This is a genomic window from Apibacter sp. B2966 (assembly GCF_011082485.1).
In the GTDB taxonomy this organism is placed as follows: Bacteria; Bacteroidota; Bacteroidia; order Flavobacteriales; family Weeksellaceae; genus Apibacter.
On record NZ_CP049714.1, the window covers coordinates 836,619 to 850,700 of the forward strand.

A 14,082-nucleotide genomic window follows, 5' to 3' on the forward strand; every position below is an offset into this window, starting at 1 on the left:
CATTATTTACGTCTAATAACTTCTTATTTACATGAAAAAGATTGTTAATATTTTTCTTTTTTTAGTTTTTTTGATAATTGTTGCCGGATGCATAATGCCATCTTTTCTTCCCAAAAAAATAGAAATTATAGCTACTAAAGAATTTAACAATCCAATCAGTGAAGTCTTTGCGGAATTTAATGATCTTGAAAATTACGCTTCTTGGGGGTTATTAATTAATGAAGATTCTGTTAATACTCGGATAAATTACTTTGCCCCTTATAAAGGTACAGGAAGCAGTTTAACTTGGAATAATGCTAAGGACCATTCCATAGGTAAAGGAGAATATAAAATTTTAAAAAGCAAAGTAAACAACACCATAAAATCTCAAATAATTTTTGTTGAAAACGGTGTAGTTTGTATCGAGGATATAGATTTTCAATCAAATGGAGGAGTGACCGATGTAACCATCCACCTCACAACAGAAAATTTTACTTATTTTACTCGCATTTTTGCTTATTTATATTCTCATAAATTGGAAGAAAGCTTAATTAAAAGTCTTGATAAACTTTCTATACTATTACAGAATGGGCGATCCAATAAACAACTCCACGAAGGTGATGCTGAATATATTGATTTTAAAGGAATTCAAATGATAGCCATTAAAAATGAAACTTCCACAAATGCCGAGGAAGTTTATAAAGCTATGTATAAGTCTTTACATGAAATATCAAATTATTTAACAGATAGTTTAAAATATTCTTATAAAGATATTGAAAATCCTATTATTTATTACAGTACTTTTGACACATTGGCTAAAAGTACCATTTTTTATACAGGTTATCCCGTGGAATCTAATATAAACCCTCCTAATTCTGTTATGAGCTTGATAACTCTACCTGCCGGAAAAGCAATCACTACTCCTATAAATGAAAACGTTCATAACCTTTTTAAAACCCGTTACACTTTAGATAAATATGCTAAAGAAAATGGAGTTAAACTTAAAAATAGTTACTGGGAAGAATATCAGGATATCCCTCAATCTGTAGATGATGATGTAAAAGGAAAAGCCTTTTATTTAATTACCGAATAAATGTAAAATCATAGTAATGAAAAGAGCTTTAATAAGTGTTTCAGACAAAACCAATATAATTGATTTTTCAATTTTTTTACAATCTCAAGGGTATGAAATTATTTCAACCGGTGGAACTTATAAGCATCTTAAAACCAATGGCCTTAATGTCACCGAAGTTAGTGAATATACCGGTTTTCCTGAAATATTGGATGGAAGAGTTAAAACATTACATCCTTCTATTCATGGGGGTATACTGGCTTCCAGGACAAAAGAAGAACATTTACAATCCATTCATGATCTTAAAATAAAAACTATAGATCTGGTTATTGTGAACCTATATCCGTTTTTCGATAAACTAAATAAAGGATTATCAGAGCAGGAAATGATAGAATTTATTGATATAGGCGGACCTACTATGCTACGATCAGCTGCAAAAAATTTTCACTCTGTAACGGTTATATCTCAAATTGAAGATTATAGTTTAGTAATAGAAGAGTTAAAAAAAGATGGAGATACTTCTTTAGCTACACGAAAGAAATTGGCCGGTAAAGTGTTTAACCTGACATCTTCTTATGATGCAGCCATATCCGGATATCTTTTGCAGGATGATTATCCTCAGTATTTGAACACTTCTTTTGAAAAAGTCGAAAATTTAAGGTATGGAGAAAATCCGCATCAAAAAGCAGCCTTTTATATAGATAAATCCAAAAACGGAGCTATGAAGGACTTTGAACAATTACAAGGTAAAGAACTTTCATTTAATAATTTCCGAGATATGGATATGGCGTATAAAGTTGTTAATGAATTTTCAGAAATTTCCTGTTGTGCGGTAAAACATTCTACTCCCTGTGGAGTAGCTCTGGGAAATACTATAGTTGAAGCTTATCAAAAAGCATTTGAATGTGATCCAATTTCAATTTTTGGAGGGATCATCGCTTTTAATCGAACTGTTGATGAGGAAACAGCTCGTTTATTGGTAACCGTTTTTTTAGAAATAGTTATTGCTCCATCATTTACGGGTGAAGCTTTACAAGTATTATCTTCTAAAAAAAGTTTGCGCGTTATAAAAGTAAACAACCCAGTTTCGGATTCAGTTGAATTCGTTAAGGTCGATGGCGGTTTATTAGTTCAAGACGTGGATCATGCTTCAGCTACTAATTTTACACAAGTAACAAATTCAGCTCCTGACAAAAAACAATTGGAAGATTTGATTTTTGCTCAAAAAATAGTTAAACATGCCAAATCCAATGCTATTGTGGTTGCTTCTGATTTCCAAGCCCTGGGTATTGGTTCAGGACAAACTAATAGAATATGGGCGGCTCAAGAAGCAATTGAACGCGCCAAAGAAAAAAGAACCGATCATTTGGTTTTAGCTTCTGATGCATTCTTTCCCTTTCGAGATGTAGTAGATACCGCCGCAAAGAATGGTATAACTGCTATTATTCAGCCCGGAGGTTCCATACGTGATAAAGAAAGCATTGAGGCTTGTAATGAATACAATATTCCTATGATATTTACGGGAATACGTCATTTTAAGCATTAGTATCATTGATTTTTATATCATGCAATTAATTTCAACCGGCCAATCCAAATAATTTTTTTATCTTTACTTGATGAAATTAATTCAGTCTATACTTTTGATTTGCTTGGTTTTATTTGCAAATCTTAATCTCTTCATATACCAAAATTGGTGTCACGGAGAAAATATTGGCTATACCATTAATTTCAAAAAATTTTCCAACGAATTAAAACATTCTGAAAAAAAGGATTATCCTTCTTTTGAAAGAGATTTTTGCTGTAAGGACGTTCTAATAAAATCGAACGAAAACAGCTTTTTTTCATTTGATTCCAATTTTCAACATTTAATTTTTACATTTTTAGGAATTATTCCCAATGTAAATTGGAATCTATTTAATTGGGCATCTTCTCAACAAGAGGGTATAGCACAACTTTATTGTAACCCTCCTCCCCCTGTTTATCAATTATATAAATTTTATTGTCGTTATACCTACTACGGATAATGTATATTTTTTCATGGTTCAGCTTATTCTATTTTATATAAGATAGGATAAGATGCATTATTGTATGTAATCGATGTTCAGTAATGCCGGTTTAAAAATCAATTTTTTATAACTAAATAACAAAAAATGAAAAAATATATAAGTATGTTTTTACTGGTTTATGGCCTATTGGCTGTAGCCCAGCATAAAACATTAAAAGGTCGTATACTAACTACTTTGGAAAACGGAGAAAATATACCCGTTCGGGGAGCTGATGTAAATTGGAAAGAACACCCGATTATGAAAACTGTTACCGACAGCTTAGGCAATTTTGAGCTGATGTACCACGACGGTCTCTATACTATTGAAGCTGCAAAGGACGGCTTTATTTCTCAAGAAATTAAAATTGATGATGTCGATCATCCCATAGATATTTTTTTAGAACCCAAACCTTCTTCTTCAGAGAAAGTATTGGATGAGGTTGTTGTCCGACAAAGAGCCAAGGCGGTAAGTATAAAAGCCAATTCTGCTGCTCTTACCTATACAATTAATAAAACGGAATTGTTGAAAGCCGCCTGTTGTAATTTGGCTGAAAGTTTTGAAACAAATCCTACTGTGGATATTTCTACAACCAATGCAGTAACGGGTTCAAAACAAATTAAAATGTTAGGACTAGATCAGAAATATACTTCCTTAACTGTTGATAATATGCCGGAGGTAAGAGGATTGTCCACCGCCAGTGGTATAAATTTTATACCCGGCACATGGATAAACAGTATTCAACTTACTAAAGGAGGCAGCACTGTTACTAATGGCTACGAGGCTATAACCGGTCAAATAAATACTGAATTGATGAAGTATAAAGATAAAAATTTTACCACTATCAATTTTTTTGCAAATCAAAATGCTCGTTTGGAATTTAATGTTGTCAATGCGTCTTCTATTTCCAATAATTGGAGTAATACCACATTAACTCATTTGAGCGGAAGGTTTGCTAAAGAAGATATGAATCATGACGGATATCTTGATAGTCCTCTTTCCAAACAACTAAATGTAATGGATATCATCCATTATGACGGTATTAAAAAAAACGGATGGGGTTCTCAAATAGGTATTCAGGCGCTTTATGATAAACAGATCGGAGGTCAAAAAAAATTTAGAGAATCAACTGACCGTTTGACTCAAAATCATTATGGACTAGGTATAGAAAATACACATTTTGAAATCTGGAATAAAACCGGATTTGTCTTTCTTACTAAACCTTATCAAAGCATAGGTTTACAAACTAAATTTATCCATCATACTATTGATAGTTATTTCGGTCAAAGAATATATAATGGTAATGAAAATTCATTTTTCACTAATTTATTATTTGAAAGTATCATTGGTAACACGAATCACAAATATACCTTAGGTGCAAGTTATCTTCATGATGCTTTCAATGAGGATTTTGAAAATTCCAATTATAAAAGAACTGAAAATGTACCCGGGATTTTTGCCGAATATACCACTACCGCAATTAAAAATATAACTTTAGTGTTGGGCGCCAGAACTGATTTTCATAATTTGGCGGGAAACCAAGTATTACCAAGAATTAATATTAAGTATTCTTTCTTGCCTAAAACAACCCTTCGATTAGCTGCGGGAAAAGGTATGAGAACAGCCAATATATTTGCAGAAAATATGCAGTATTTTGCTTCGTCTCGTAAGGTATATATTCAATCAAACCATGGCGATATTTATGGTTTAAAACCTGAAATTGCATGGAACTATGGAGGTAGTTTAATTCAGGATTTTAAAATTGGAGCTATCAAAAATACATTTACAATCGATTTTTACCGAACGGATTTTAAAAAACAAGTTCTTATAGACTTGGATCGATCGTCTCAAGCGCTTTGGTTTTATAATTTAGATGGAAAATCTTTTTCAAATACTTTTCAGGCAGTATGGGATATTATTCCTATTTCCAATCTGGAATTGCATTTTGCTTATAAATGGTATGATATTAAAGCCGATTATGTGGATGGCAGGCGACAAGTTCCCTTTACTTCTAAAAACAGAGGCTTATTTTCTATATCATATTCTACTCTAGAAACTGAAAACAAAAGTAAATGGGCATTGGACTTTACATTGCAATATATAGGAAAACAAAGACTTCCGGACACCTCTAAAAATCCGATAGAATATCAGCGAAAATCGTTTTCGCCTAATTATACTTTAATGAATGCTCAACTATCCAGATATTTTACAGATAAGTTTAGATCTTATCTAGGAGTTGAAAATTTGGGAGGCTATAAACAAAGAAATCCAATTATAAATCCGGAAAACCCTTTTGGTTCTTATTTCGATACTTCTTTAATTTATGCCCCTATTGTATCTTCAATGTTTTATTTGGGATTTGATTTTAAACTATAAAAATCATTTACATTGATCTGTAAATAAAAAACGACTGAATAGAATTCAGTCGTTTTTTATTTTACTTATTAATTAGTAACCCATAATTAATAACTTCTTCTAAAGTTATTTCTTGGTTTTTCATCTCTTGGTCTAGCTTCTGAGACATTAATAACTTTACCGTCAAATTCTTTTTGATTTAATTCCTGAATAGCCGTTTTAGCTTCTGCATCTGCCATTTCAACAAATCCAAAACCTCTGGATCTTCCGGTTTCACGATCTTGTATTATTTTTGCTGATTCAACTTCTCCGTACTCTGAAAATAAGTCATGTAAATCTTCGTTGGTCAACCTGTAATTCAGGTTTGAAATAAAAATGTTCATATAAAAATTTTAAAAAATTGGTAAAAAATTAATTGAGAAGAAATCAGACTAAAAACTAGCTATTCAAATTAAAAAGTAGAAGGAAGTATAATAACAATCTCAACGTGCTAATTTACACAATTTTATCAATAAACTCTAATTTTATTTTTTATTTTTTATAAGAATAAAAAAATGCTTTTCATACTTAGTTTTTACACTTATCTTAAATTTTAAGAGTATTTTATTATAAAATTTAAATGCAAAATATTTTTATTTTATCTAATTTAGAAGTAAATCTGCGATATGTTGCGAACGGGTGTATTTTTAAATTTCTAAAATTTCTTTTGATTTATGAAATTTTAACTTTGATTGAAATTATATTTTCGAATAATCATTGATTTCAAGTAAAAAAATAGCTTATAATATTTCAATCATTTTTTTTGCCATATAATAACCAACTATACAACCTATAAAATCCGCCACCATATCAGAATATTCAAAGGTTCTTCCCAATTTCATATATTCTTGTAAAAATTCAATCAAAATTCCATAGAGAGTACCTATTCCTATTATTAGCAATTGATTTTTTTTAGGAAATGAAATTTTAGCTAAAAAAGCTAATCCTAAAAATGTTAGGGTATGGATTAATTTATCACTGAAATGAGGAAAATAGTTTAATAAATTTTTATTTCCTTGAGGGGCTCGTAACAATAACCATGTCAATATCCCAAAATATAAGAAAAGTATAATACGTACTTTTTTATACTGTTTAAGTAAGCAGTTTTTTATAGTCTTCAGCATTCAATAGTTGATCTAGTAAAGTATTATTTTGTATTTGAACTTTTATAATCCAACCTTTTCCATAAGGATCGGTGTTTACTAATGTCGGCAAATTTTCAAGCTCAAGATTCATTTCAAGCACTTTTCCATCAAGAGGCATAAAAAGGTCTGAAACGGTCTTTATAGCTTCCACAGTTCCAAAAATTTCATCCAACTTTAGTTGATTACCGAGGCTATTTATATCTATATAAATAACATCTCCCAATTGTTGTTGCGCGTAATCTGTTATACCGATAAGTGCTGTGTTACCTTCAATTTTTATCCAAACATGTTTAGAACTATAAAGTAAATCCGATGGAGTCTTCATATGAATGTTTTATCTTTACATATATAATTAATTTCCAAAGGTAAATGTAGCACTTAATCCCGCTCTTATCGTTGAAAGTGGATATGCAGTTGAAACCTTATATTTAGTAATCATTTGCTCATAGAAGAATTTAAGATTAAAATTCTTAGTAAAGTTATAATCTGTTGAAAATTTCAATGAAACTAAGTTTTGCCCACCCGTTACTTGAGAATCCAACTCTACCAACCGTCTAATGGTAGTTTTGTTATCTCTAATAGATATATCTCCTCTAATATTTAAATCGCCCGTTACCGGTTTTGTAGCCCCTCGATAACGCAATTTTAACTTAACATCTTTTACAATATATCCCAGACCGAAAACTACTTCATTGCCATAATCCTCTTGTAGAGTGTAATTTGTTAATCCTAAAGAATAGATTCTATCTTTATTGTAAGCTATTCTAATTTGGATATTATTTCTCATAGTGACATCTACTCCTGCAAGTGGACTGAACCCTTCTGACATGACTACTGTTCCGTAGGTGTAATAGTTGTATCTGTTCCCGTTTAAATCTCGTTCAGGTGCTGTCGAATCGTTTTGTGCTAAATAATAATCGGGATTGGTTTGTACCCCATTAACGGTATAGTTTGAAATATAACTATGATTAATTCTAAATTCTTTGAACCAATAATTAATAAATGGAATATTTTTTAATCCTCCATAGGTAATTTTCCAATTTGGAACCGGCATACTGCGTTTATAACCTAACTTTTGACTTCCTGCACTTCTTCCTGAAAATGCAGATACAAATGAAGGTAATAAAACTTCTGAATTGGTTAACCCATAACCATCAACATATCCGTCATTATTAGTATCGACTAAAGGTTGCCCTTGTTTCGCAGCCACTCTTTGTGATAAAATCATTGAATTGCTAATCATTTTATTATATACATAATCTCCTGATTTGAATGCAGTCGCAAAAGATATAACTGAAGAACTGAACATAGCAGATCGATTGACGAATGTATTAGCAATTTGTCCTGTTAATGGATCTATAGAATTAAACCCTGAATGAGATAATGTCTTTTGATGATTACGCATGATATTTAAATCAATTTGTAAATGGTTAATCGGTTCTAATTGCAGGGTAGCTGACAATTGCGAATTATTTGTTTTTACATATGGACTGGTCATATATTCGTTTAACGAAACCCAACCTTCTGTTACTGCTTTATTCCTTAAATCGAATTGAGAACCAAATAAAAATCCGAATGTAGGACCACTTGTTGATCCGGCATATCTACCAACTCCAAAAAAACTCGGTTCAGGCAAGAATCCCGGCAAAATTGTTCCTTTATTTTCGTTTACCTGAATTTGACCTCTTTTAAAACTACTTGCAATCATCCATAAATAATCTGTAGCCTTATACTTATTTTTAATAGTATATTTTTTAAAGGATTTAGGTTTTTTTAAGGCAAAATTTGTTTCATAAGCCCTATTTAAAGAATCTATTTCTCTTTGTCTCTTACGTTTTTTTTCTTCAAATTTTTTATAGTTTGAGAAATAATTATAGAATTTACTGAAATCAACATTTCCTATGACTGTTATAGTTTGTGCATTTTGTGCAGTATTTCCCAAACTTCTTTTTCTTGGATCGGCATTTGCAGGATCGTATGATGTTTGGAAATTAGAACCGGCCTGCCAATCGTATTGACCTGTATATCCAACTTCCATAGAAGTGAAATCTAAATAAGGAAGTAAATGTATAGGTACTCTATAATTTAATTGGAATCTTTGATTAAAATTGATAGGTCTTCCTGCAGTAAACAATCCATTCCAGATCATTCCGTCATCCGGTACTCCGTTTCCTATATCATCTAATATGGTTCTTGTTCCTGAAGAGAAATCTAATTTAAGCGAACGTGTTAGATTAAATCCTATATTGTATTGCCAACCGAACAAGAAATTATTGGCAAAAATAGGAGTATAACTGTTAGGATTATTATTGAGATAAGCATTGATATCTCTGTATTGGAATTCATTATAAGTTCTCGCAATATCAGCTTTAAAAGATAAACGAGAAGGAACCGGATTAAAGTTAACTTCTTTTAACCATTTTAAATATTTAGCAAATCGGCTGGTATCTTGCACCGCTCTCATTTTTTTAAATGGTTGATAATAAACACCTTTAGGCGAGAAGTTATAATCAATATAGGCTTGTAAATTTTGGTATATATTATAAGTTGTATATATATCTCTAAAATAATCCGTGGAATAAGAAAAAGAAGCCGATAAGTTTTCTACATCATAAAATCTAGGCGTTTTACTTGTGGTTCTGTCTTTTCTTAAATTCGAAATAGAAATATTTTTTTGTGAGGAATAGCTTCTCACCACTTTTTTAAGTTCATTTTTTCTTGGATCATTTTTTAACTTCACATCATTATCCAACGGATTATATTTTGGATCTATAAATGTTTCAGACATACTAATGCTAACCGGTATTTTCATTCCCCATTTATCCGGAAGAACTCTATCTACATTTACGGCAGCACTTACCATATATTGTTTGGTTTCGTCTTGGCTTCTTTCACTCGGTTTACTATCGATTGCTCCAAAACCAACCGATTGATACGTTCCGGATGCGGATACTTGAGCAAAATCAGCCAAATTAAAATTAATACTTGCATTGGCTGCATATCCTCCTTCGTTATCAATATCAGATAAACGAAGTTCATCCAGCCATAAAACAACATGCTTGTCTATGCTGGAAGTATTTCGTACCCCCATCATTATGGAATTAACATTTCCTATGGAAGGTCTACCTTTAACATAGATGATTTTATCATCACTACCGGTTACATAACTACGATATCGAACAGTACTATTATATAAGTTATTCTTATCTTTTTCATTTTTTGCAGCTACTAAATCTTTTAATTTTAATTCAATCGTATTTTCAATCGGCCATATATCAATAGCAGACGTAGCAGTATTCGGAGTGTATTTTAATGGGAATTCGTATTCGTAATAATTATCTGACAAATCACTACCGATACGGATGAAAAACTTAGCTTCTTTATCTACAATATTACTTGAGGCATCTTGCATATTTTCAGCGTGTACAAACATTTTTAATGTTTTGTAACGTCTCATGTCTAATGCAATATTTTTATAAATACCTCTAGGTTCTGAATTTTTTAAATCTTTTATTTCTAACTTTAATGAGGATTCATTTTGCATTTGCGTTCCGGTAGTATTACCTAAAATTTCTCTGCTTATTCCCGGAGGCAATACATACGGTGGACGCGATGTAGAATTTTCTTCTAAGTTAACAGCGCTGATAATGACATTTGATACAGGTAAAAGGGTTGCATTTCCTTCGTCTGTATCTTGTTTGCTTTCTCCACTAACTGAGGAAATATTTTTTTCGTATTTTCTCCAATCACTTCTAACTAAATCCAGAGTTGCAAAACGTAACGTTGCAGTATTGGAAAATCCTTTCATTAACATACGTATATATCGTACGTTATTTAAAATTTCAGCGGAACCCGATTCATATGCACTCACGGGAATTCGAACCAAATACCAAGTTGTATTTCCTTTTTTTCCGTTGGGTAATGATACTTCAACCTCTTTTTTATCAACAACCAATGGATTTTGATTATTTCTTAAATCGGAATCTAGTAAAGAAAGACGATATTGTGTATAATTTTCTGTTTCATCTAAGTTAAAATCTTTATTCAAGTCTTCTGTATCCGGAGACGCTGAAGAAGCATCCATAGAATTTGAAGGTGAGTTGCCTTCTAAATTCCTGTAATATTTATATCTTCCTATGATTGAATTTTTTTCATTGGAAGAATCCCATGCGCCATGTAAATAAAATACGTAATCGTCTGCAGACGGGTCAACTTCACCCGTTATAGGATTTACATAATTGGCGTTACTACCTATATCGTATCCTTTATTTTTATAGTAATCTGCTTCTTCTAAACTTGTTAATCCGTCATATCCAACGTCTTGTTTTCTTCTGGCCTCTCCTTCTGTATCAAAAGCATATACTAACGGATAATTTTTAGGTTGTTTCCCAAGATTAGTGGTTGTCATTTGACTTATATCGTCACTGATACCATTTTCATATTGCATAAAGCCGTCTTTTAATACATCTTCAGACACATTTCCTAACTGAAGAATTAATTCAGGCTTACTACCCAATGGATTAGATCCCGGTGTTTTACTGTCAGCATACGGGTCCATCATCCAAAATTCAAGATATTCAATATTCGCTTCAGCGAAATTTGTTACCGATATGGGTCTCATTAAACCTCCCCATCGTTCTGATTCAGGGTCTTCATTACTTGTATTAAAATTATACGGTCCTCTTTCTTTGGGATAAAAAGATACATCAAACGTATTCATGTATAATTGTTCTCCGGCAATGTAATCTCTATCCGTGAATATTTCTTGATATTTAACTCTTCGTTGTAAGTGTAAGGATAATGCATTATTATCTATACCCGCCGGTTGACCTCCACCAATTCCAAAAAATCTAGGGTCAATATTATACCAACTAATCAATGCCCTTCCATCGCCATTTCTTATATCATTCATATAAGTATTACCAAATCCACCTTTTTCGGGTTTACTTGCGATTCCCCAATAGCCGGGTTCTTTGAGACTTATTTTTGATGCAGTTGTTTCAAAATCATCAATGTAAGAATTATCATTGATTGTTTTATTCTCACCCGGTAATAAAGCTGCTCCTTCTACTTTAAAACTTACATTGGATTCTGCTTCCGTTTTAATTCCCGGAATCCAGTTGGTAAGCTTTGTTAAAAAAGGAAATTCTTTATTCAGCATCATGTTAAATCCGATCATTGAATTATTAACCGGTTCAGAACCAAATTGTACTTTTTGCGTTAACGGTCTTTCTTTATAATTAAGAAAGGTTGCTCCCACTATAAATTCATCACTGAATTTATGTTCCACATTTAATCCCATGAACCTTTTTTTCTGCATATTGAATGCAAATTGATTCTCCAAGCTTATATTGATTGGAACTCCTGAATTTTTGTAGGTTTCATTAATAATGGTTACCATTCCCATTTGGTAGTCCACTACATAATCAATTCCTTCATTTAATGTTTGACCGTTTGCCGTAACTTTAACTGACCCTCTCGGAACGTTAAATGCTCCCAGGGATATGCCGTTTCCTATACTTCCTTTGAATCTACCTTCAATAGTGTATCGATTGGCTAGAGGATCTGATGTGACTATATTACCTCCTTTTAGATTTTTGTATAAATTTTCAAATATAAATTTTTCGTCTACTGATTTATTTTTTAAGAATTCCCCGAATGGTTCTACTTTAGTAAATATCAGTTTACCTTTCTCTGAGTTTATGGTAATTCCTTCTACAAAGTCAAATATACCATCTCCTTTACCTGTATTGGTAGCATCGTTATTTTGATTTAACCTGTCCCAATTTAATAATTGCAATAACTGTAAATTTCTTACATGGGGATCCGGTAAATAATTGATTTTTCCTTGAGAGGCGTCTTGGTACATAACATTAACCATAAAACCATCAGGAGAAATTTGAGATGCATCCATTGAATAGATATTTTTCATCATCAAATCCCACATAGGTGATTCAGGAGAAACGATTTGATTAGGTTTTAGCAATTTTAAGATCAATACTCCGGTCACTTCATTGGAAAATTCCCCAACTTTATATATTTTGCCCGGATTTTTGGAATCTGTATATTGAAATGCTACCGCTAAAAGTTGATCATTATTTAGTTTTTGATTTAATGATATATATCCTAATTGTGGATTATAAGTATATTCAGATTCAGAAAGTTTTTTTACTCTTTTATGAACAACAAATTCTTTTCCACTTTCATAATTCTTCATAGTTGCTGAAGAAGTTGAGGTGGGTACAACCGGTAAAGAAACACCATTCACGCTATTGTATGCTGTGGAAGCGTCCCTGATTCCCGATAGATTTGAAATGGTACTATATAAATTTAAATTTGAATTATCGGGAAGTTGTCCCGTGGTACTTTCTCCTAAGTCTCTTAATGCTATAACGGGATGCTGCTCTTGAAGGTTTGAATTTCCTAAATCGATTCTCCACACTTCCATCTTAGTGATGTTAATGGTTGAACCTATTACCGGATAATTCTCCAGAGCTTTATCGTAATTGTTTCTGAAATAGTGCGTTAAGAAATAATGTTGATTTTCATCGTAATCAATTGCTTTTATTTTAAATGTATTGATTACTCCTCCTCCTTGAACTGTTATATTTCGTGCTTCGGATTGTTGTTCTGAAAATACGGTAGTCAAAAATGTTCTCCCGAATTGAAATTCCCCTTTGATTCCAAAAAGTGATTCAGCGCCTGTAATTAAACTGGTGCTTAGGGGCATATTTACATTACCAAATTCGATTTTCTTAATTATATTATCCTCTCCACCGCTTGTCCCATTGGGTAAGTTCGCCCCACTTCCCGAGCCCGGAATCCATGCTAAATTTAATTTATTTTCGAAGTTGAAACCTGCCTGAGTATCATAGTTTACCCCTAAATGTACATTATTACCAACATTTCCTATAAGACTCATTTGTATTCTTTGCCTTAAATCGATGGTAAAGTTCTTTCTGTTTTGTGGTAAAATTTGTGGATTGTCAATTTTTTGATGCAATATTCCTAAATCAAAGGATGCAAATCCTGAAGGTTTTAGTTCAATTTTATTACCTCCGAATATTTGCTCAAATAATTTGGATTTAACCGTAATTCCCGGAATAAAACCTTTTTTTTCTACTTCTCTTCCTTCTTTTTTTGCTCTTCCTATTTCATCTTGTAAACGTGAACGTTCTTTGTAATATTCATCAAACTTTTGTTGCATTACATATTTAGTATAGTCCTCGGCTGTCATAGTTATCGGAGTACCGACAACTACACCTCCCAGCTTGGGATATAATATGTAATTTCCACTTTTATAATCATAATACGCCTCATATTTTACAGGGTCATCCAATTGCAAAACTTGTTCATCATCATTTTCCTGAGCAAATAAAACACTACCACTTAAACAAAATATGGTTGCCAATAGCAAATAGTCACGAATATACCTTAACACTTTCAACGT

Annotated in this window: 8 protein-coding genes; 4 read left to right on the forward strand and 4 right to left on the reverse strand. The window is 32.1% G+C overall.

Annotated features, from left to right (window positions below; translation table 11 throughout):
- Window positions 1-31 precede the first annotated feature (31 nt).
- From G8C43_RS03585 to G8C43_RS03600, 4 genes are all read left to right on the forward strand, one after another.
- Window positions 32-1,072, forward strand: coding sequence for a hypothetical protein (locus tag G8C43_RS03585; RefSeq protein ID WP_166004232.1), 1,041 nt, complete (start codon window positions 32-34; stop codon window positions 1,070-1,072).
- 16 nt (window positions 1,073-1,088) lie between these two features.
- Window positions 1,089-2,597: a bifunctional phosphoribosylaminoimidazolecarboxamide formyltransferase/IMP cyclohydrolase gene (purH, locus tag G8C43_RS03590; RefSeq protein ID WP_166004234.1), complete on the forward strand. Its 1,509-nt coding sequence runs from the start codon at window positions 1,089-1,091 to the stop codon at window positions 2,595-2,597.
- 70 nt (window positions 2,598-2,667) lie between these two features.
- Window positions 2,668-3,075 carry an HYC_CC_PP family protein gene (locus tag G8C43_RS03595; protein ID WP_166004237.1) on the forward strand — a complete coding sequence of 136 codons (408 nt, stop codon included), beginning with the start codon at window positions 2,668-2,670 and terminating at the stop codon, window positions 3,073-3,075.
- A gap of 126 nt (window positions 3,076-3,201) precedes the next feature.
- Entirely contained in the window at window positions 3,202-5,469 is a 2,268-nt protein-coding gene (locus tag G8C43_RS03600) for a TonB-dependent receptor plug domain-containing protein (RefSeq protein WP_166004240.1), read from the forward strand.
- 86 nt (window positions 5,470-5,555) lie between these two features.
- On the opposite strand, the gene G8C43_RS03605 is transcribed toward G8C43_RS03600, so the two are convergent.
- The 4 genes from G8C43_RS03605 to sprA form a co-directional block, all read right to left on the reverse strand.
- Complete coding sequence (locus G8C43_RS03605) at window positions 5,556-5,831, reverse strand: RNA recognition motif domain-containing protein (RefSeq protein WP_105297947.1); 276 nt, start codon at window positions 5,829-5,831, stop codon at window positions 5,556-5,558.
- Between the two features lie 396 nt (window positions 5,832-6,227).
- Window positions 6,228-6,533, reverse strand: a complete 306-nt coding sequence (locus tag G8C43_RS03610) for a VanZ family protein (protein WP_166004242.1) — start codon at window positions 6,531-6,533, stop codon at window positions 6,228-6,230.
- Window positions 6,534-6,579: 46 nt separating this feature from the next.
- Entirely contained in the window at window positions 6,580-6,957 is a 378-nt protein-coding gene (gene gcvH, locus G8C43_RS03615) for a glycine cleavage system protein GcvH (protein ID WP_166004245.1), read from the reverse strand.
- A gap of 27 nt (window positions 6,958-6,984) precedes the next feature.
- Window positions 6,985-14,073 carry a cell surface protein SprA gene (sprA, locus tag G8C43_RS03620; protein WP_255490403.1) on the reverse strand — a complete coding sequence of 2,363 codons (7,089 nt, stop codon included), beginning with the start codon at window positions 14,071-14,073 and terminating at the stop codon, window positions 6,985-6,987.
- Between the last annotated feature and the right edge of the window lie 9 nt (window positions 14,074-14,082).